Here is a 20314-nt window from a genome sequence, read left to right as displayed (position 1 = left end):
ACGGGGAGCCCGTCTGATGCCCGGCCTGAGTGACGCGACACGAGGCCGCCTGCTCTTCGGCGCCGACTACAACCCGGAGCAGTGGCCCGAGGAGACCTGGCACGAGGACGTACGGCTGATGAAGGCGGCCGGGGTCAACTCGGTCACCCTGGGTGTCTTCACCTGGTCGACGCTGGAACCGGAACCGGGAGCACGGGAGTTCGGCCGACTGGACACGCTGATGGACCTGATGCACGAGAACGGCATCGGCGTCGCCCTCGCCACCCCCACCTCCTCACCACCGCCCTGGATGGGCCGGCTGCACCCCGACACCCTGCCCGTCACCGAGGACGGCCGCACCGAGTGGTGGGGCGGCCGTCAGCACTTCTCGCACTCCAGCGCCACCTACCGGCGTTACGACGCCGCCATCACCGAGGACCTGGCCGCCCGTTACGGCGGCCACCCGGCCCTGACTTGGCACATCAACAACGAATACTGCACCTTCGACTACGGCGACGAGGCCGCGGCCGCCTTCCGCCGCTGGCTGCGCGAGAAGTACGGCACCCTCGACGCCCTCAACGAGGCCTGGGGCACCGCCTTCTGGAGCCAGGGCTACGACACCTGGGACGGCATCCTGCCGCCGCGCATGCCGCACTACATGCGCAACCCCGGTCAGGTTCTGGACTTCCGGCGCTTCACCTCCGACATGCTCCTGGAGTGCTACGCCGCGGAGCGGGACATCGTCCGCCGCCACACGCCGGTGCTCGACGGCCTTCCCGAGCAGGTCGAGGCCGTACGCCGGGGCGAGGTGCTGTTCGTCCTCAACCACAGCCTCGATCCGGTGACCGTCGAGGTGCCCGGCACCCACCGCGACCTGCTGACGGGGACGGCCGTCACCGACCGGGTGACCCTCGGCCGCTACGGGGCGGCGGTGCTCCGGTCATGACCGAGCTCACCGGTCCCGTCCACGGCACCTGGGAGCCGCAGCCGGCCGCCCGCTGGGAGGACGCCTTCCTGAGCGGCAACGGCCGGCACGGCGCCCTCGTGTTCGGTGACCCGAACGTCGAGCGGGTCGTGGTCACGCACCACACCCTGGTACGGCCCCATGGCAGCAACCCCAGGCCCCCGCAGCTCGCCGGCGAGCTCCCCGCCCTCCAGGACCGCCTCCTGGCGGGCGACGTGACCGCCGCCGAGAGCTTCACGGACGGCCGCCCGCTCCAGTGGGTGCGGCCCTTCCACCCCGCCTTCCAGGTCAGGCTGGACCGGCCCGCCGGCGACTGTCACGACTACCGCCGCGAGGTCGACTTCACCACCGGTGTGGTGAGTGCGACCTGTGCCGGCTGGACCGGCCGCGTCTTCGTCTCCCGCGCCGACGACGTGATCGTCCAGCACGTCACCGCCCCCGGCCTCACCCTGGACATCTCCTTGGACCACCGGCTCCCCGGCGCCCCTGACGGACTGGGCGTCGGCCACGGAGCCGTCCTCACCGCAGAGGGCGCCCTGCTGAGCCTGCTTGCCCGCTACCCGCAGGACGACCGCGCCTTCACCGGCGTCACCCTCGTCGTCGTCACCGGCGGCACGACGACCCTCGCACCGCCCCGCGCGCGCGTCGAGGAAGCCCGGTCCGTGCTGCTCCTCACCCGCGTCCGCCGGCACACCGGCGAACTGGACGTGACCGCGGAGGGCCGCGCTCTGCGCGACCTGCCCATGGACCACGACGAGCTCCTCGACCGCCACGCCGCCCTCCACCGCCGCGCCTACGCGCGCGTCACCCTCGACCTCGCCGCCGCCCCGGCCGGACGGGCCCTGCCGGGCTCGGAGCTGCTGAAGCGCCCGCGTGACCCCGCCCTGACCGAGCGGCTGTTCGCGGCCGGCCGCTACCACCTGCTGTCCTCCGCCGGCCTCTTCCCGCCCCGCCTGACCGGCCTGTGGACCGGCGACTGGAACACCGCCTGGTCGGGGGCGTTCACCAACGATGCCAACCTCAACCTCCAGACCGCCTCCGCCGCGGCTGCCGGCCTGCCCGAGGTCACCGAGGCCCACGCCGCCCTGATCCACCGCCAGCTGCCCGACTGGCGCGACAACGCCCGCGCGGTCTTCGGGACCCGGGGCGTGGTGGCCCCCGCCCACACCGACGGCGAGTCCGGCCACTCGTACCACTTCAGCCGCGAGTACCCACTGCACCTGTGGACCGCGGGCGCCGACTGGCTGCTCAAACCCCTCGTCGACCACGACGAGACCCACGGCGTCCGCGACCCGCGCACCGCCGCCGCCCTCGCCGAAGTCGCCCTGTTCTACGCGGACTTTCTCACCCGCACGGATGACAACGGCCAGCTCGTCGTCGTCCCCTCCTACTCACCCGAGAACCGCCCCGCAGACGCGAGCTGGGTGACGGTCAACGCTGCCATGGACCTCTCGGCGGCCCGCCACGCCCTGCGCACCGCGGCCGACTACCACCCGGACACCCCGGACGCCGACCGCTGGCGCGCCCTCGCCGACCGGCTCCCACCGCACCGGATCAACGAGGACGGGGCCCTGGCCGAATGGGCGTGGCCGGGCCTGGCGGACTCCTACGACCACCGTCACCTCAGCCACCTCTACGCCGTCTGGCCGCTCGAGGAGATCACCCCCTACGACGCCCCCGGCCTGGCGGCCGCCGCCCACCGCGCCCTCGAACTGCGCGGCGCCGAGAACGACTCCGCCCACGGCCACCTCCACCACGCGCTCGTCGCGGCCCGGCTCCGGGACGGCGAACGCGTCGCCCACGCCCTCGGCCAGGTCCTGGACGGCGACTTCTTCCACGCCTCCCTGATGAGCGCCCACTACCCGGACCGCCACGTCTACAACGCCGACGCCGCCCACACCCTGCCCGCCGTGCTGATCGAGATGCTTCTCCAGTCGACCCCCCACCGACTGGTCCTCCTGCCCGCGCTGCCGCCCTCCCTCCCGGCGGGCCGGCTCACGGGCGTACGCACGCGGTTCGGCGCCGAGGTCGAACTGACCTGGGCGCCAGGCCGGGCGACGGCGGTTCTGAAGCCGACTCGCTCGGTCCGTATCGAAGTCAGGACTTCTTCCGGTGACGCGGAGCCGATCGATCTCGTCGCCGGAGAGGACCACGTCCTCACTCAGGGGGCGTGGTAGCACCTCCGCAATTCCTCCCACCCGTGGAAGGGACACCATGGTCAACAGCACGATACGCAAGATCACCATGGCGGTGCTGGCGCCGGCGATGGCTCTCGGTGCCACCGTTGGCCTCGCCTCCGCCCCCGCTTCGGCAGCGGTCTGGAACTCCTGCGACCGATGGGGCAGCACCAGCCTGGACGGCTACATGCTCTACAACAACATCTGGGGATCCGGCGCCGGCAGCCAGTGCGTCTGGGCCAACTCCGGCACCAGTTGGGGTGTCTGGGCCAACCACCCCAACACCGGGGGGATCAAGTCCTACCCCAACTCGACGAAAACGATCAACAAGACGATCGACTCGCTCGGCCGGCTCACCAGCAACTACAACGTCAGCATCCCGTCGTCCGGCGCGTACAACACGTCGTACGACATCTGGGACACCGACCACCAGTACGAGATCATGCTCTGGGTCAACTACAACGGAGCCGTCGGCCCGATCGGCACCTGGCAGGCCAACGTCACGCTCGGCGGCCACAACTGGAACGTCTACAAGGGCACCAACGGGTCGAACCAGGTGTTCTCGTTCCTGCGGACGTCCGACTCCAACTCCGGCACCGTGGACATCAAGCCGGTCCTCAACTGGATCGCCCACACCAAGGGCTGGATGCCCGGCAACGAGACCATCGGCGACGTCCAGTTCGGCTATGAGATCACCTCGTCGTCCGGCGGACTCAACTTCAACACCAACAACCTGACCATCACCGGCGGCTGACCGGACATCAGAGCCGAGGTCGGTCCGCGTCCTGTCCAGGCGCGGTCGACCTCGGCCCGCAGTTCATGGCGTCGGGGAACGCCGTGCAGCGCGTCCGGGTACTCGGGGATACGGGCCTGGAAGAACGGCATCATGGTGAACAAAAAGGTCAGGAGGCGGCGGTGGGCGCGGGCCCTGTACTCGTCCGTACCGTCAACTCGGGTGCGATGAGCACGACGTCGTCGGTGCCGCGGCCGTCGAGCTTGGCGACCAGACGCTCCACCGCGTGCCGGCCCATCTCCTGCGCGGGGATGGCGACCGACGTCAGCCGCACCGAGGCCTGGACGGCCACCTGGTCCGGGCAGACCGCGACCACCGACACGTCCTCGGGCACGGCGAGGCCCTGCTGGCGCAGCAGGGCGAGCAGCGGCTCGACCGCCTGCTCGTTCTGCACGACGAACCCGGAGGTGCCCGGGCGCTCGTCGAGGATGCGCGCGAGGGTGACGCTCATCGCGTCGTAGCCGCCCCCGCACGGCCGGTGCAACACCCTGACGCCCGACTTCCGTGCCCGGGAACGAAGTCCGTCGAGAGTGCGCTCGGCGAAGCCGGTGTGCCGTTCGTAGACCGCGGGGGCCTCGCCGATGACGGCGATGTCGCGGTGGCCGAGCATCGCCAGATGCTCGACGCACAACGCGCCGGTCGCCTCGAAGTCGAGGTCGACGCAGGTCAGCCCTGAGGTGTCGGCGGGCAGTCCGATCAGCACGGACGGCTGGTCGGTACCGCGCAGCAAGGGCAGGCGTTCGTCGTCGAGTTCGACATCCATCAGAATCATCGCGTCGGCGAGCCCGCTGCCGGTGACGCGGCGGACGGCGTCGGGACCCTCCTCGCCGGTCAGCAGCAGCACGTCGTACCCGTGCGTCCGGGCCGTCGTGGCGACAGCGACAGCGATCTCCATCATCACCGGCACGTACATGTCGGTGCGCAACGGAACCATCAGCGCGATGATGTTCGACCTGCTGCTGGCCAGGGCACGCGCGCCCGCGTTCGGGTGGTATCCCAGCTCGCGGATGCTCTGTTCCACCCGCAGCCGGGTGGCCGTGGAGATGGTCCGCTTGCCGCTGAGGACATAGCTCACTGTGCTCGCCGACACTCCGGCGTGCTGGGCGACCTCGGCGAGGGTTGCCATTCAGTTCTCCCGACTCTGTGAAGCGCTTCGCTAGTCCGCGCGTGATGTTTACGCATGTAATGCGCGTCGGCCTGAGTGTCGGCCTCAGTGTGTCCACTGTACATCGAAGCGCTTCGATGCTTCCGAAGGAAGAGCGGGCCACGAGGGACTCGCTCTGGCCGCCCGGGGGAGCGGGCGGCCAGAGCGAGCACAGCGACAGGTCAGGAGACCGTACCGGTGACTGAGGTGCCGGACTTGGTGACGTGGTAAGTGACGGTGGCACCGCTGTAGAAGTGGAAGACCAGCTTCGCCGGTTCCCCGTCGCGGAGCGCGTTGAGGAAGTCGGGGGTCAGGATGATCGTGCCGTTCGGGTAGTCGGGCGAGAAGGCCTTGTTGAACTCCTGGAACGGGGTCCAGTCGGTCTGGCCGGCGTTGGTGCCGTCGGCGTACGTGGCGTGCATTGTCGCCAGGTCGTTGCCCCGGTACTGGGTGGGGATGGTGAACGAGCTGGTGGTGCCGGTGGCGTTTGTCAGCACCGGAACGTCGTTGGTGACGATGCCGATGTTCCAGGGCAGCCCACTGGTGAACCGGGCCTGGAGCGTGGCGTTGACGCCGTAGGCGCGGTTGCCGACCAGGTGAGTCAGCGCCCTGGCGGTAAACGTCAGCTGGTTGCCGGAGACGGTGTAGTCCCGTCCCGCGACCAGCTTGGTGCCGCCTTGCCACACCCCTCGGAACTTGGTGCCGTTGAGGTTCAGGGTGAGCGACTTGGCGGTGATCGGGCTGGACTTCGGCACGAAGACCTTGTCGAAGGAGGCCGTGCCCGAGCGGGTGGTCCAGCTCGACTTGATCCAGGCGAACAGGGCCGCGTCACGCCACTGGAGGGTGTCGCGGTTCAGGTAGGCGAACGGGTCCCACAGGGCGGTGGTGATGCCGTACCTGCGCGCCGCGTAGCCCACATGCTCGAAGTACTTCAGCGCCTCGCCCCGCTCGACGCGGGAGGGGTGGAAGTGGTTGGGATAGTCGAGCAGACCGTACTCGCCGAGATAGAGCGGGACCCCCTTGGCGACGAAGGTGTTGTGCAGGTTGGCGAAGGTGTCCTCCAGGTGCTTCCGCGCGACGTCGTCGTAGTGGGTGCCGCCCGCGATGTTCACGCTGAACGGGTACCAGCTGTAGAAGTGCACCTGCGCCACGAGCTGACGGTCGTTCAGCGAGATGATCGTCTTGTGCAAATCGTCCAGGTGGGCCTGGTCGCCGCTGCCGAACTGCGTGGTCAGCGACAACAGGCGGTTCGTGTTGGCGCCGCCCGAGGAGCGGACGATCGAGTGGAAGGAGACCTGAAGCTCATTCAGGTATTCGGTCTTCTGCGCTGCCGTGGCGTTCTCGAACTGCGGCTCGTTGATGCCCTCGAAGAGCAGGGAGCGCGGCTCGTCCCGGAACGCCGCCGCGATCTGCTTCCAGGTGGAGTTGAAGCGGGCGACCACGTTGTCGTGGTCGGTGGACATTTTCGAGACCCACTGCCACGAGTCGTGGTGGACATTGAGCACGACGTACAGGCCGCTGTCCTGCGCCCAGTCGACGAGCTGCTTGACGCGGGCCATGTAGGTGGCGTCGATGGTGTACGGCGCGGTGGCGGACTGGTGGTCGCTCCAGGTCACCGGGATACGGACGCTGCGGAACCCTTTCGCGGCGATTTTCTCGAACGTCGCCTTGGTGGTCTGCCCGTTGCCCCAGGAATCCTCGTGGGGAATGGCGTCCAGTGTGTTGCCCAGGTTCCAGCTGGGCTGCATCGCCGCGACCGCGTCCATGGCGGAAGCCGGAACACTGACCGTCGACGGTGACGACTTCTTCGTGCCGTCGGGCGCGGCCAGCGCGCTGCCGCCGGTCAGCCCCAGCATGACGACCAGCGTCAGCAGCAGGGCGGCCAGGCCGCCGGGGCCGCGACTGCGGTGGTACGAGTGTTGCCGTATGTCCTTCATGGTGTCCCTTTCGGTCGGTCGTGCGGATGTGGTCGGAGCGGTGGTCAGGGGGTCAGCCGACGAGGGGCTCGTAGTCGAACCAGTCGAAGTGGACGGTGCCTTCCGCGGCGTACATGCCGATGACGCGGCCGGTGAAGCCGCCGGCGACCTCGGTCGACAGGTAGCGGCCGTCGAGGGTCGCGAGCTCGGTGAACGTGCCGTCGGGCCACTCGACGCCGAGGGACACGACGTCGGGTCCGGTGCACGGTCCGTGCGGGGGCGGCGGTTCCGTGATCGTGACGGCGAGGACCACCGGCCCGGCGGGCACGGACCGTGCGGCCACGACCGTGCGCAGGGATCCGACGCGCGCGACGACCCGTACCTCCGTGCCGGACACCTCGATCGCGTAGTGGTGCCGCTCGTCGAGCCTGACGGCGAGTCCGCCGCGCCCTTCCGACGGGTCGGCCAGGGTCCGTGCCCGGCACGCGAGGTGCTGCTGGCGTCGGCCGGTGAACACCACGTCGGGTTCGTCCAGGGAGCTGCCCCGCGCCCGGAGGGTCAGCCAACCGGGGCGCTCCTTGATGGTGCAGTGTCCGGCGGGCCGGTCGCGCAGGGAGATCCAGGAAGGTCGCAGTTCGGCGAGCTCGAAGTCGTCCCGCTGCTCCTCGACGGGGCTGGGGGAGAGCGGCCACGGGAGCACGGGCAGGTCCAGGGCGACCTCGCCGACGACCGGCCAGCCGTCCACCCACGTCACGGGGGCCAGGAAGGTCTCCCGGCCGAGCACGTGCCAGCCCGGCGTGCCGCCGCCGGGTCGGACGCCGAGCAGCACCATCCACCAGGAGCCGTCGGGGCCCTGCACCAGGTCGGCGTGCCCGGTGTTCTGAACGGGGTGGTCGGTGCCGCGGTGGGTGAGGATCGGGTTGGCCGGGCACGGCTCGAACGGGCCGGCCGGCGTAGGGCCGCGGGCGATCGAGACGCCGTGGCCGCGTTCGGTGCCGCCCTCGGCGATGAGCAGGTACCAGTAGTCGCCGATCCGGTACAGGTGGGGCGCCTCCGGGGCCTTGGCGCCGGGCCCGCCGGACCAAAGCCTGTACGGTGTTCCGTACGTCTGCCCGGTGGACGGGTCGATACGGACCTGCGAGACCCCGGCGACCGTGCACCAGCAGGTGCCGTGCTCGTCCCAGACCAGGTCGGGATCGATGCCCGGGACACCCGGCGCCCAGATGGGATCCGACCACGGTCCGGCGGGGTCGGTGGCCGTGACGACCAGGTTGCCGCCGCCTTCGCTGCAGTTGGTGACGATCAGCCAGAAGCGGCCGTCGTGGTGGCGCAGGGTGGGCGCGTAGACGCCGCCGGAGGACCACGCGTCCGACAGCCGCAGTTGTTCCGGCCGGTCCAGGGCGTTGCCGATCTGGGTCCAGTGCACCAGGTCACGGCTGTGGAAGAGGGGGACCCCGGGGAAGTATTCGAAGCTGGAGCAGGCCAGGTAGTAGTCGTCGCCGACGCGGCAGACGCTGGGGTCGGGGTGGAAGCCGGGAATCACGGGGTTGGTGAAGCGTCCGTCCGGCTGGGGCACAGGGGGCACCCGATGGTCCTCTCGTCAATTGGTGATTCGGGCGTGGGGCGGTTCAGGGAGTGCCGGGATCCGTGGGGGTGATGCGGAGCGGGACGGCGGACGGCGCGGTGGGCAGGGGCAGGCTCAGCTCGGCGGTTGTCGGGCGTTCAGCCGGAAACGGCCCGACTGACCGAGAGGTGGAGCAGGTCGACACTCCCGATCAGGCGGTTGCCCGACCAGCTGCGGCCGTGACCCGTGGCCGTCACCTCCACCAGGGGCAGGGACGCACCGGAGAGCCGCTGCGCTTCGCCGGGCGGTCCGAGGTGCGTGAGGCGAGGGCTGCCCTCGTCATCGAGGACGATCGTGAGGTGAAGGGCCTCGTGCCCCCAGTGGAAGGTCCCCTCGTTCCGTGGCCATGGCGGCCCTTTCTAGATCAGTGCCCGCGCAGAACCGCGCAAGCGCCGGGCGGCAGTTCGTGGGCGAGGGCATCGGTGAGCAGGTCGTGGGCGGGGTCCGGCAGGGGCACGGCCTCGGGGGTGTGGTTGAGCAGGACCTGCCAGCGGCGGCCGTCGGGTGCGTGTCGGCTGACGGCTTCCACACCGGCCGGCAGACCCGGTACGTCCGGTTCGACGCCGGCCTCCTTCAGCAGGCGGGCGACCAGGGCGGCGTAGTCGGTGTCGTCCAGGCGGGTGGAGAGATACCAGCCCTGTCCGGTGCCGTAGTGGTGCCGGGTGAAGGCCGGGCTGCCCGTGAGCATGCCGTGGGTGTAGGTGGCGAGCGTCTCCGCGCCTTCGGTACGCAGCGACTCGCTCCAGACAATGCCGTGCGACCCGTCCGACAGGGTGATCCGCTCGTCCTGCCGCAGCGGCCGGTACTCCTCGACGCGGATGCCCAGCGCCTCGCGCAGGGGGGCGGCCGGGTAGCCGCCGAGGCGGGCGTGGAGGCGCCCGTCGGCGTAGCCGCTCGCGTGATGGACGAGGAGCGTCCCGCCGTCGGCGACGTAGCGGCGCAGATTCTCGGCCGCCCGGTCGGAGAGGAGGAACAAGGCCGGTGCGACGACGAGCGGGTAGTGGCTCAACTCATGTTCGGGGTGGGCGAAGTCGACCGTGACGCCGGCGTCCCACAGCGGGCGATGCGCCCGGGCGAGTGCCGTGTGGTAGTCGAGCTCAGGGGAGGGCAGACCGTCCACGCCGAGTGCCCACCACGCGTCCGGGTCGTGCAGGACGGCCACCGACGCGGACACCGTCGATCCCGCCAGCTCGCCGAGGCGGGCGACCACCTCGCCGGTCTGCGTGACCTCGCGGAAGATCCGGCTGTCGGGTCCGGCGTGCGGCACCATCGCCGAGTGCCATGTCTCGGCGCCGGCACGGGACTGCCGCCACTGGAAGAAGAGGGCGCCTTCCGAGCCCCGCGCGATGTGACCGAGGGTGTGGCGCAGGATGTCACCGGGGTCCTTGGCGAGGACCCGGTCGCCGTCGTACACCGTATTGGTGCCCTGCTCCATCAGCAGCCAGGGACGGCCGCCGCCCAGGGAGCGGGCGCGGTCCGCGTGGAAGGCGACGTCGGCGGCGGCCGCCAGGCCGGGTGCGCTCGGGTACTGGTCGCAGGTGACCACGTCGAGCTCCCGGGCGAAGGCCCACAGGTCGATGTTCTGGTACGCGGGCAGCATCAGGTTGGTCGTCACCGGCCGGTCGCTGTGCGCGCGGATCGCGTCCCGCTGCTCGCGGTAGGCGGCGATGATCTCGTCGGACCAGAAGCGGTGGAAGTCCAGTGCCTGGCCTGGGTTCTTGTGCCACTGCGTCGCGCGCGGCGGCAGCACCTGCTCCCACGACGTGTAGCGCTGGCTCCAGAAGGCCGTTCCCCAGGCCTCGTTGAGGGCGTCCAGCGAGCCGTGGCGGGCACGCAGCCACACCCGGAAGGCTGCGGCCGTGTGGTCGCACCAGCAGAGGGTGCCGTACTCGTTGTGCACGTGCCACAGCGCGAGGGCGGGATGGTCGCCGTATCGCTCAGCGAGCGCGGAGGCGATCCGGCGGGCCGCGCTGCGGTAGGCGGGGGCGGCGAGGCAGTACGTGTCGCGGCTGCCGTGGACGAGGCGGGTGCCGTCGGGCCGGACCGCCAGCGCGTCGGGGTGGGCCAGAGTGAACCAGGGCGGGGGAGAGGCCGTCGGGGTGGCGAGGTCGACAGCCACGCCGTTCGCGTGGAGGCGGTCGATGTGGGCGTCGAGCCACGCGAAGTCGTAGCGTGCCTCCTCCGGTTCGAGCAAGGCCCACGAGAAGACTCCCAGAGTGGCGAGGTTGACCCGGGCCCGGCGCATGAGCTCGTCGTCCTCCTTCCAGACCGGCTCGTCCCACTGCTCGGGGTTGTAGTCCCCGCCGAAGGCCAGGCCGCCCAGGCGGTCGGTGATGCTGCGAGTCGTCATGACGGTTCCTCGGGTACGGAGAGTCGAGTTGTGCTCTGCCGGGCCGTCAGGTCGGTGCCGGCAGTACTTGTTCCTCCTCGGGCTGCTCGCCCCGCAGGGCGGCGGTCAGCCGGCCGATCATCTGCTCGACCGCCGGAGAGCGGCGGGTGTCGGTGGGACCGCTCACGCGAGCGAGGCTGCCGCGCCGACGGCGCTTCTGCGGTTCAACTCATGGCTCATGGCGGCGGCCTTCCTGCGCCCGATGTCGAAGCGCTTCACTTCCGGACGTAAGTTAACGGACAAGTTTCGCGGGGAACAAGACCCTTGCCGTGAGGCACTTTTCTTCGTATTGGCCCCTTGGCGGCTCACCCGCACGATGGCATCGTCGAAGCGCTTCGAAGTCAATGCGTGATTCAGCTCCACGCTCGGCCGCCGAGGGGTGAGCGGTGTGGGCTCGGCGTCCTTTCCGCCACTGCCTGGCTTTCCTTCTGCGGCCCAGGATCGCTGGGCGCGGAGCGTCGCCGGCCTGCTCGAACGGCTCACGTGACGAGCGGTTCACGATGCGCACCAGTACGGTCCGGGCGTCGCCGCGCCTGGGGGACACGCAGTGGGTCCGCCGCCGACGAGGCGCCGCACTGGCGCGGGATGTCCCCAACACGTCCCCCCGTCGCCCGGCCGAGTAGGGAGCCTGAGAGGTCGTTGCCATACCGATCATGGAGTCTGTCGATCGAACGGGAGTCTCGATCGGGTGATCGCGGGCACTGCCCGGCATGAGAGCAGGGCCTGGCGGTATACGGGGAAAATCCAGGGGAGCGGACGGCCGCGCGCTGCTACGGTCGGGCGCTATGAGCTGGCTCCCCGATGACTTCGTCCATCCCGTCCTGGTACCGCTGCCGGGCAGTGGTCATCACCTGCGGCCGATCCGGGAGGCGGACACCCCGCTCGACTATCCGGCCGTGATGGGTTCGCGCGAGCGGCTGTGGACCATCTTCGGCCCAGCCTGGGGCTGGCCCGCGGCCACCATGACATACGAGGCCGACCAGGCCGACCTGTTGCGGCACGAGAAGGAGATCGCCGCACACCAGTCTTTCAACTACGCGCTGTTCGACGCGGCGGAGACAGCTCTGCTCGGCTGCGTCTACATCGACCCACCGGAGAGGGCTGGCGCGGACGGCGAGATCTCCTGGTGGGTGGTGGACGAGCTGGTGGGCAGCAAGGTCGAGCAGGCCCTCGACGAGCTGGTGCCGCAGTGGATCTCCGCCGATTGGCCGTTCGAGCAGCCGCGCTTCCTCGGCCGCGAGATCTCCTGGTCGGACTGGCTCGCCCTGCCGGAGCACCCCGACGCGTAAGTAGCTTTTGTCGTAATGCTCTGGGGACTTGGTGCTCGAACGGCCGTCTCGATTGGGTGATCGTCGGGTGCTCGGCGCATGCGAGGAGGGCTTCCTGAACGGCTCGCTGGTGTCGAATCACCGAGCATCAGGAGGCCCTGGTGCCGCAGTCTTGCGTGCCGATGCCCGTGCAGTCCACCGCGGGTACTCGGGAGTGTGACTGTCTGGCTCACCGGTTCGGAAACGCTGCCGACAATCGCCTGCGAGAGCGTCGGTATCCGAGCGACATGACGGACGCGGAGTGGGTGGTGGTGCGGCCGCTGCTGCCGGTGCCGGGTTGGATGCAGGGCCAGGGCGGGCAGCCGGAAGCGTACTGCCACCGGGCGGTGCTGGACGCGATCGGCTATCTCGTGGACAACGGCATCAAGTGGCGGGCGATGCCGGCCGACTTCCCCGCCGTGGGACCGGGTCCATGCGTTCTTCCGCCGCTGGCGCGATCGCGGCCTGGTCCGGGAGTTCCATGACCGGCTGCGGGCAGGTCCGGGAGAGGTCAGGGCACGATGCCCTGCCCTCGGCTGGGGTGATTGATTCGCAGTCGGTCAAGGCGGATGCCGTGGTCGGCGCCGGCACCCGTGGCTTCGACGGCGGCAAGCTGGTCAACGGACGCAAGCGGCACGTCGTGGTCGACACCCTCGGCCTGCTGCTGGGCGTGATGGTCACCGCTGCGGATGTGGGCGATCGCGCCGCTGCCCACATCCTGCTGGAACAGGTGGCTGCCGCTCACCATCGCTTGGCCCTGGTCTGGGCCGATGGCGGCTACACCGGCAGTCTGATCGAGCACTGCCTGGCCGCGTTCACCCTGGTCCTGGCGATCGTCAAGCGCAGCGACAATATGAAGGGATTCGTGCCCAAGCAGTGGATCGTCGAGCGTCTCTTCGCGCACCTCATGCGAAGCCGCCGCCTGGCCCGTGACTTCGAGCGTCGTATCGCCAGTGCCGAGGCGATGATCTACTGGTCGATGGCCGCCCTCATGACCCGTCGCCTGGCCCGGCCCGAAGGTTGCTGGAACTGCCCCAGGTGACAGGGGCACTGCACAGCCTGGTCGGCCCGGAGCCGTGGGTGGACCACCAGTTCGTGCATACGCGCGCGCCTCACGGCGGGGCCGCGCAGGCGTTGCACGGGGACGCCATCATCGACGTCCGACCGGACGCCTTCGATGTCCAGTTGATGTACTACCCGCAGACCGTGACGCTGGAGATGGACGGAACGCTCAGCGTGCCGGGCAGCCATGTGCGACGGACCAACGAATCGGACACCGGCCGCCACCAGAACCTGCGCGGTCAGGACCGGTTGGTCTGCCCGGCCGGCACGGTGGTGTTTCTGCACCACGGCATCTGGCACGGGGGTCGGCGCAACGACAGCGACACCCGCCGCCACATGTTCAAGACCCGCTTTAGTCCCAGGGTGCGTCAACGATGTCTGTGGGACACCTCGGATCTCCACGACGCGCAGGTGAGCGCGGAGCTGGACGTGCCATCCCGCGCGAGGCGGAGACGTGAACCCTCTCGTCCGGAGGCCCGTCGCGTGCACATCCGTCGGCTGTGCCGCGCGCTGCGCACGTCATGGGGTTCGTCGGTCCGCGTGGTGCGCCCGGGGGAGCCTGATGGTGAACACACAACCCTTGCCGGGCTCACTGTCGACGGTGACGGTTCCCTCGTGTGCCTCGACGAACTGGCGGACGATGGACAGGCCCAGGCCACTGCCGCCGGTGCTTCTGCTGCGGGACTTCTCGGCCCGCCAGAAGCGCTCGAAGACGTGGGGGAGGTCTTCGGCAGTGATGCCGCTGCCGGTGTCCTCCACGGTGAGGACGGCCAGCTCGCCGGCTTGTCGGGCGGTGAGTGTGACAGTGCCGCCCGCCGGGGTGTGCCGGAGCGCGTTGGAGGTCAGGTTGCCCAGGACCTGCCGCATCCTCACCGGGTCGGCGTCCAGGCTGAGGCCGGGATCGGTGCTGGTGCGCAGGCGGATGTCCGAGGACGCCGCCCGGGTACGGTGGGCCGACACCGTCTGGGCGACGAGGTCATCCGCGCGTACGCATTCGCGGTGCAGTGCCAGGGTGCCGGCGTCGGCGGCGGCGAGGTCCTGCAGATCGTCGATGATGTGCTGCAGGAGCAGTGCCTCGTCGTGCAGGGAGGCGATGAGGTCCGGATCCGGCTCGAGCAGCCCGTCGCGGGTGACCTCCAGCCAGCCGCGGATATTGGTCAGCGGGGTCCGCAGCTCGTGGGCGATGTCGCTGACCATGGCCTTGCGCTGTGCCTCCAGTTGTTGGCGACGTGCGGTGAGGTCATTGAAGGCGGCGGCAAGGTAGCCGGTCTCGTCCTTGGTGGTGACGGCGACGCGTGTGTGCCGTTGCGGTGGCTGCTGGGCCGCGGCTGTCAGGGCCCGCAGGGGACGGACGAGGCGGATCGCGACGACTGTGGTCATGGCGACGGTGACGACGAGGACCAGCCCAGCGACACCGACGATTCTGGCCTTGTTCGCGGGGGAGAGGTCGAAGCCCGAGGGCTGTTGGCCGAGGGCGCCCAGATAGAGCCTCGCTCTGGGGGCGACGTACGGGTCGAGTTGCGTGCGGCGCGCGTCGTCGAGACACTTCTGTGTCTGCCGGCTGCCACTGGGACGGCGGCCGGGGGCGTCGGTCGCGGTGGTCGAGCCGGGTATGAAATCGCTTCCGAATCCGGTGGGCGGGGTGGCTGCCCGCTCCTTCTCGCCGTCCAGGCTGAGGCAGGGGGCGGTCAGGGAGCTGAGTTCGTCCAGTGCCTTCTGCTCGGTGCGGGTGGGGGTGCTGAGCGCTCCGTCCGCGCATTCCGAGGGGACGGACGCCTCTCCCCCGTCAAGGATGACTACGGAGCGGCCGCTGGGAAGCTGCCGGACGCTGCCGCCGCTCAGGTACGCGCGCACACAGGTCAGACGCTTGTGGGCGAGGGCCTTCACCTGTGCCCGTTCCGCCGCTGGGAGGAGATACGGCCCCACCGCCCGCGGGTCGATCCCGGCGAGCTGGGCGCCCGGTTCGGTGTAGGTGTCGGTGTTCAGCGGGTCGACGGTGGCTGAGGCGCGCGCGGGCAGGGCGGTGCCGGGGGCGGCGGAGTCGGCGATGGTGCGGCCGTCCTCCGCCACCAGGGCGATGCGCCGTCCCATGGTGTGGGAGAGGGCGCGCACCGGGGACTGCACGCCGCTCCAGTCGGCGTGGGTCGCGGCGAAGCCACTGAGCTGCCGCAGGATGTCGGTGTCGTCGGAGAGCACCTGACCGCGCTCCTCCTGGATGGCCCGCGTGGTGGTCTGCACGGCCAGCCAGGCGGTGGCTCCCACGGAGACCACGGCGATGGCGATGGTGGTGAGGAGCAGTCGTACCAGCAGGCTCTTGTGCCAGGGCATGCGTGGACCAGGCGTCATGACGGCTGTCCGGTGAGCTTGTAGCCGATGCCGAAGACGGTCAGCAGCCGGACGGGCCTGCGCGGGTCGGTCTCGATCTTCTTGCGCAGGTTCATGATGTGTACGTCGATGGCACGCTCGGTGGAGGCGCGGTCGTGGCCCTGGGTGTGCTGTAGCAGTTGACGGCGCGAGAAGACCCGGTCGGGCGCCTCGGTCATGGCGTGGAGGATGGCGAACTCGCCCGGTGTGCACGAGACGGGTACGCCGTCGCAGGTGACCTCGTGCCGTGCGGGGTCGACGGTGATGCCGCCCGCGCGGAGCACGGGGGAGTCGTCGGCGGGGCGGAGAGTGCGGCGCAGCACGGTGCGTATGCGGGCCATCAGTTCCCGTGGGCTGTACGGCTTGGTCATGTAGTCGTCCGCACCGATCTCGAGGCCGAGCAGTACGTCGTCCTCGGTGGAGCGGGCGGTGAGCATGAGAACGGGTACGTTCCCGTTCTGCCGCAGCACTCGGCACACGCCGAGACCATCGATCTTGGGCAGCATGAGGTCCAGGACGACCAGGTCGGGTCTGCGGCTTGTGGCCTCGTCGATCGCGGCCCGCCCGTCGGAGACCACGACGGAGGTGTGACCCTCCCGAAGCAGCAGCCGCCGTATGAGCTCAGCCTGCATGGTGTCGTCTTCCGCGACCAGAATATGTGCGCACACGCAGCTGACTCTAAGCGGGTGTGATCGGTGTCCAGGACCGGTTGAGGGGCTTCCCACACCCTCACAACTTCCTGATATCCGCACCTCAGGATGTCGGAGCGCGTCGACTCACCGTGCCGCGCGCACCGTGGTCTGCCTTCCCACGGCCCGGTGACCCGCCTCACGTACGCACGCCGGAGACCTCGAGGACCGCAGCAACCTCGCCGCCTCGCGGATCCCGGCAGGTCTGTCGGCCGGCCGCAGCCCAGGCCGGCCGCAGCTCAGAGCGGGGGGCATGGGCCTGACGAGTTCCTCATATGTCTCCTTCAGTCTGACGACCATGACTTCATCAACTCGTCGTCCGCCCGGGCTCCGGTGCCTTCGTGACTGGGCCGGCAACGGACAAGCGACCACCTCTACAAGACGCGGCGCGAGCCGTCTCGGGATATCGGCCGCCGGCCTGGCCCTGCTCGTTACGCTCACCGGATGCGGCGGAACGGGGACGGGTGTCCGGGCGGCGCACGACGGCCGGCCGGCAGCCGCCGGAGCGCATGACGTACCGGCCACGGCGTCCGCCGCCCCCGGCACGACCCTGACCAGGCCCACGCAGGAGTCCTCGAACAACACCAGCCCCGCGCGGCTGCCGGGCCTGGGGCCCCGTACGCTGGCCGGCATCCCCGGGAAGGCCCGCCAGGTCGTCCTGGTCAAGGGCCGGGACAAGAACTCCTCGACGTCGCAGATGGTGCTGTACCGGCGCACGGGCGCGGGCTGGGAGCCGGGGGCCACCTGGCCGGCCCACAACGCTCTCAAAGGCTGGACGGACGACCACCACGTCGGCGACCTCCGCTCACCCATCGGCGTGTTCACCCTGACTGACGCCGGCGGGCTGCTCGCCGATCCCGGCACCGAGCTGCCGTACGACCAAGGGCGCGGTTTCACCATCAACGGCACGGGATTCGAAGGCGAGCCGCTCGCAGGCTCCTTCGACTACGTCGTGGCGATCAACTACAACCGCAAGCCCGGCACCTCGCCCCTCGACTGGACCCGCCCGCTCGGCGCGGACAAGGGCGGCGGCATCTGGCTGCACGTCGACCACGGTGGGCCCACACAGGCGTGCGTGAGCGTGGCGAAGCAGCACATGAAGGAACTGCTGCGCGCCCTCGATCCCGATCAGCATCCGGTGGTCGTGATGGGGGACGCCGCGTCTCTCGAACGCTGACGCGGGCGGTGGAGGTGACGGAGAGGGATGCCGAGGAATCGCCGACGTGCCCGGCCACGTACCGAGCAGGGAAGGACCATTGAGACGTACCTTGCGCATGCTCGCCGCCGACGCGGCGGTTTTCCCGATGGCGGTGGGATTGCCAGGGCTGCCGGCTGCCCCCCATGACGCTGCCGATCCCCGACCGTCCACCTCGCAGGGCGGCCGCCACGGCCCACTCCCATACCGGAAAAGCAGCCGCCCACCACTCCCTCGACCCCGGCGAAGCAGGCCGGTACGGGGCGGTCACCGGCGAACACGCACTGCCTTCGGTGCGGTTGCCGGCGCCTTTCCGCCCCATGGAGATGCGGGCGGTCGTGGGGACACCCAGCGGCGCCACCGACCGGCCGCAGGCCGGTGGCGCTGTTCCTGCACCCGGCCGCCACGACAGACCCGCGGCCACCGGGGCGCCGGGTGGCAGGGGGGCCTGGGCCCGCGGGGGCGGTGGGGAGACGGCGGTCAGTCGTCGATCGCTCGCAGCGGGTCGTCGCTCAGGCTGGCGGCCAGCCACTGCTCCACGGCCGTGATGTGGACGGTCGCGGCGGAGACGGCCAGCAGGGCGTCGCGCGACTGGAGTGCGCCGAGGATCTGCTCGTGGTCCTGGTGGGCGTTGTCCAAAGCGTGCCGGGTCCGGCTGCCGCGGACGATGCGGACACGCTGGGTGCGCGTGGAGAGTACCCGCAGAAGCATCGACAGGACGGGGTTGCCGACGGCTTCGACGATCCTGAGATGGAAGGCGATGTCGTGCGCGACGAACTCCTCCACGGTGGTGGCGGCCCGGGACCTGTCGAGGATGTCGCGCAGTTCCTGGAGGTCCTCAGGCATCAGCAGCGCAGCGGCCAGCCCGGTCGCCTGCGGTTCCAGCAGTCGACGTACCTGGAGCAGTTGCAGTGCCGTGCGGCCCTGGGAGACGTCGGCGGCGAAGGAGAGACTCTCCAGCAGGAGATGAGGCTCCAGGCTTGAAACGTACGTGCCGTCACCCTGACGAGTGATCAGAATCCGCATGGCTGTCAGCGCCCGGACGGCCTCGCGCAGCGAATTCCGGGACAAGCCGAGTTGCCCGGCGAGGATCTCCTCCTTCGGCAGACGGGAGCCGGGCGTGAGTTCGCCGTCGAGGATCATCGCCTTGATCTTGTCGATCGCCTCGTCCGTCAGTGCCACCAACGTGCCTCTCAGTGCCGGGTATGTGCGGGGCGGTGGCTCCGCCGGACCCGGATCGGGGCCTCGGAGCCGCTTGTGCGATACGGCTGTTCCTGCTTCTCGCCGGACGCGAATCGGGAGATGATCAGGGCGACAACGATGATGACGCCATTGAGGAACGGGTTCCACAGGGCGCACGCCATGATCCGGCCATTCCTCCGATGTATGTCGAACGCCGAGGACGTTACGGTGACGTCGCCGACGTTGACAAGAGTCCACCATCAGCGATGTGCCGGGCCGTCGCGCCGTGAGGCCGCCGAGATCCCCGGGCACCGTTCGCCCCCGCCCGATGTCCGACTACGCGGGCAACGGCGCTCCGGGGGACGTGCTCCGAGCGGCTCCGGACTCATCGGATGGCTGGGCATGGGTCGTTCCCGTGTCCACGCGCGAACACGGGAGGAAGCGCCCTTCGAGAGCGTCCACGGGCAACGGCGAGGAGATACATCCGAGGAATCCGTTGTCAGCTGCGATCTCCGCGTCTAGTGTCGCTGTGTCTCGCGATACATCCGATGACTGACGATGCGGATGACCGAAGTCCTGACGAACGGCCCGGACCGGCGCACCTCAACTCGCCGGTCCAGGACGGCCGACCGCCCCCACAGACGAAACCGAAACCCGCTCGGCAAGGGAGCTGCCCGGTGAAACTGCTACGAGTCGGATCCCCAGGTGAAGAGCGGCCCGCGGTACGCATCGACGACGGTCGGCTGCTGGACCTGTCCTCCGTGACCCGGGACATCGACGGTGGCTTCCTCGCCTCCCGGGGGATCGACCGGGCCCGTGCGGCGGTCTCGGCGGGGGAGCTGCCCGAACTGGACCGGGAGGGGCTGCGCATCGGGGCGCCCGTCACCCGGCCCGGCAAGGTCGTCTGCGTCGGCCTGAACTACCGCGATCACGCCGCCGAGACCGGCGCGGCGATTCCCCCGCGTCCGGTGGTGTTCATGAAGGACCCCGGCACGGTCGTCGGTCCGTACGACGAGGTGCTGATCCCCCGTGGATCGGTGAAGACCGACTGGGAGGTCGAACTCGCGGTCGTCATCGGCCGCCGGGCGAACTACCTGGACGGACCGGATGCCGCGCGGGCCGTGATCGCGGCGTACGCGATCAGCCACGACGTGTCGGAGCGGGAATTCCAGCTGGAGTACTCGCCGCAGTGGGACCTGGGCAAGTCCTGCGAGACCTTCAACCCGCTCGGCCCGTGGCTGGTCACCGCCGACGAGGCCGGCGACCCGCAGAACCTCGGCCTGCACCTGAGCGTCAACGGGGTGAAGCGGCAGGACGGTCACACCAGCGACATGATCTTCACGGTCGACCATCTCGTGTGGTACCTGAGCCAGTACATGGTCCTGGAGCCGGGCGACGTGATCAACACCGGTACGCCCGCGGGCGTGGCTCTGGGTCTTCCCGGCACTCCCTTCCTGCGCCCCGGCGACACGGTCGAGCTCTCCGTCGACGGCCTCGGCAGCCAGCGCCAGACCTTCACCCGAGCGTGA

Annotated in this window: 15 protein-coding genes and 1 pseudogene; 9 read left to right on the top strand and 7 right to left on the bottom strand. The window is 69.9% G+C overall.

Features of this window, described 5'->3' with window-relative positions:
- Positions 1 to 16 precede the first annotated feature (16 nt).
- From IE136_RS15825 to IE136_RS15815, 3 genes are read left to right on the top strand one after another with little or no spacing between them, the layout of a single operon-like run.
- Entirely contained in the window at positions 17 to 925 is a 909-nt protein-coding gene (locus IE136_RS15825) for a beta-galactosidase (protein ID WP_189600661.1), read from the top strand.
- Positions 922 to 3120: a glycosyl hydrolase family 95 catalytic domain-containing protein gene (locus tag IE136_RS15820; RefSeq protein ID WP_158993416.1), complete on the top strand. Its 2199-nt coding sequence runs from the start codon at positions 922 to 924 to the stop codon at positions 3118 to 3120. The genes IE136_RS15825 and IE136_RS15820 overlap by 4 nt, the downstream gene beginning before the upstream one ends.
- A 37-nt stretch (positions 3121 to 3157) precedes the next feature.
- A complete protein-coding gene (locus IE136_RS15815) occupies positions 3158 to 3874 on the top strand; it encodes a glycoside hydrolase family 12 protein (RefSeq protein WP_158993418.1) in 717 nt (238 codons plus the stop codon).
- Between the two features lie 148 nt (positions 3875 to 4022).
- On the opposite strand, the gene IE136_RS15810 is transcribed toward IE136_RS15815, so the two are convergent.
- From IE136_RS15810 to IE136_RS15795, 4 genes are all read right to left on the bottom strand, one after another.
- Positions 4023 to 5039: a LacI family DNA-binding transcriptional regulator gene (locus IE136_RS15810; RefSeq protein WP_158993420.1), complete on the bottom strand. Its 1017-nt coding sequence runs from the start codon at positions 5037 to 5039 to the stop codon at positions 4023 to 4025.
- Positions 5040 to 5239: 200 nt separating this feature from the next.
- Entirely contained in the window at positions 5240 to 6994 is a 1755-nt protein-coding gene (locus tag IE136_RS15805) for a cellulase family glycosylhydrolase (protein ID WP_189600660.1), read from the bottom strand.
- 52 nt (positions 6995 to 7046) lie between these two features.
- Positions 7047 to 8558 carry a glycoside hydrolase family 43 protein gene (locus IE136_RS15800; RefSeq protein WP_229818876.1) on the bottom strand — a complete coding sequence of 504 codons (1512 nt, stop codon included), beginning with the start codon at positions 8556 to 8558 and terminating at the stop codon, positions 7047 to 7049.
- A gap of 403 nt (positions 8559 to 8961) precedes the next feature.
- Positions 8962 to 10947 carry a beta-galactosidase gene (locus tag IE136_RS15795; RefSeq protein WP_189600659.1) on the bottom strand — a complete coding sequence of 662 codons (1986 nt, stop codon included), beginning with the start codon at positions 10945 to 10947 and terminating at the stop codon, positions 8962 to 8964.
- Positions 10948 to 11771: 824 nt separating this feature from the next.
- On the opposite strand from IE136_RS15795, the gene IE136_RS15790 reads away from it, so the two are divergent.
- The 4 genes and pseudogenes from IE136_RS15790 to IE136_RS15780 form a co-directional block, all read left to right on the top strand.
- Positions 11772 to 12275: a GNAT family N-acetyltransferase gene (locus IE136_RS15790; protein ID WP_189600658.1), complete on the top strand. Its 504-nt coding sequence runs from the start codon at positions 11772 to 11774 to the stop codon at positions 12273 to 12275.
- Between the two features lie 161 nt (positions 12276 to 12436).
- Positions 12437 to 12778, top strand: coding sequence for a transposase (locus IE136_RS36595; RefSeq protein WP_308432419.1), 342 nt, complete (start codon positions 12437 to 12439; stop codon positions 12776 to 12778).
- Complete coding sequence (locus IE136_RS15785; protein WP_308432418.1) at positions 12727 to 13335, top strand: transposase; 609 nt, start codon at positions 12727 to 12729, stop codon at positions 13333 to 13335. The genes IE136_RS36595 and IE136_RS15785 overlap by 52 nt, the downstream gene beginning before the upstream one ends.
- Positions 13305 to 13784: pseudogene (locus tag IE136_RS15780) on the top strand (phytanoyl-CoA dioxygenase family protein); the annotation flags it as partial. The gene IE136_RS15785 and the pseudogene IE136_RS15780, both read left to right, overlap by 31 nt.
- Before the next feature lie 90 nt (positions 13785 to 13874).
- On the opposite strand, the gene IE136_RS15775 reads toward IE136_RS15780, so the two are convergent.
- Positions 13875 to 15683, bottom strand: a complete 1809-nt coding sequence (locus IE136_RS15775; protein WP_229818875.1) for a sensor histidine kinase — start codon at positions 15681 to 15683, stop codon at positions 13875 to 13877.
- 14 nt (positions 15684 to 15697) lie between these two features.
- On the bottom strand, positions 15698 to 16387 hold the full coding sequence (locus IE136_RS15770) for a response regulator (RefSeq protein WP_229818874.1): 690 nt from the start codon (positions 16385 to 16387) through the stop codon (positions 15698 to 15700).
- 319 nt (positions 16388 to 16706) lie between these two features.
- Here IE136_RS15770 and IE136_RS15765 point away from each other — a divergent pair, with 319 nt between their 5' ends.
- On the top strand, positions 16707 to 17585 hold the full coding sequence (locus tag IE136_RS15765) for a hypothetical protein (RefSeq protein ID WP_229818873.1): 879 nt from the start codon (positions 16707 to 16709) through the stop codon (positions 17583 to 17585).
- A gap of 498 nt (positions 17586 to 18083) precedes the next feature.
- Here the strand turns inward: IE136_RS15765 and IE136_RS15760 are convergent, their stop codons facing one another.
- Complete coding sequence (locus IE136_RS15760; protein ID WP_189600656.1) at positions 18084 to 18785, bottom strand: FadR/GntR family transcriptional regulator; 702 nt, start codon at positions 18783 to 18785, stop codon at positions 18084 to 18086.
- Between the two features lie 677 nt (positions 18786 to 19462).
- Here IE136_RS15760 and IE136_RS15755 point away from each other — a divergent pair.
- A complete protein-coding gene (locus IE136_RS15755; protein WP_189600655.1) occupies positions 19463 to 20314 on the top strand; it encodes a fumarylacetoacetate hydrolase family protein in 852 nt (283 codons plus the stop codon).

The sequence above is a fragment of the Streptomyces lateritius genome, assembly GCF_014649715.1.
Taxonomy (GTDB): Bacteria; Actinomycetota; Actinomycetes; order Streptomycetales; family Streptomycetaceae; genus Streptomyces; species Streptomyces lateritius.
Note: the sequence above shows the minus strand (reverse complement) of the source record. Positions and strands in the feature narration are given on the sequence as shown.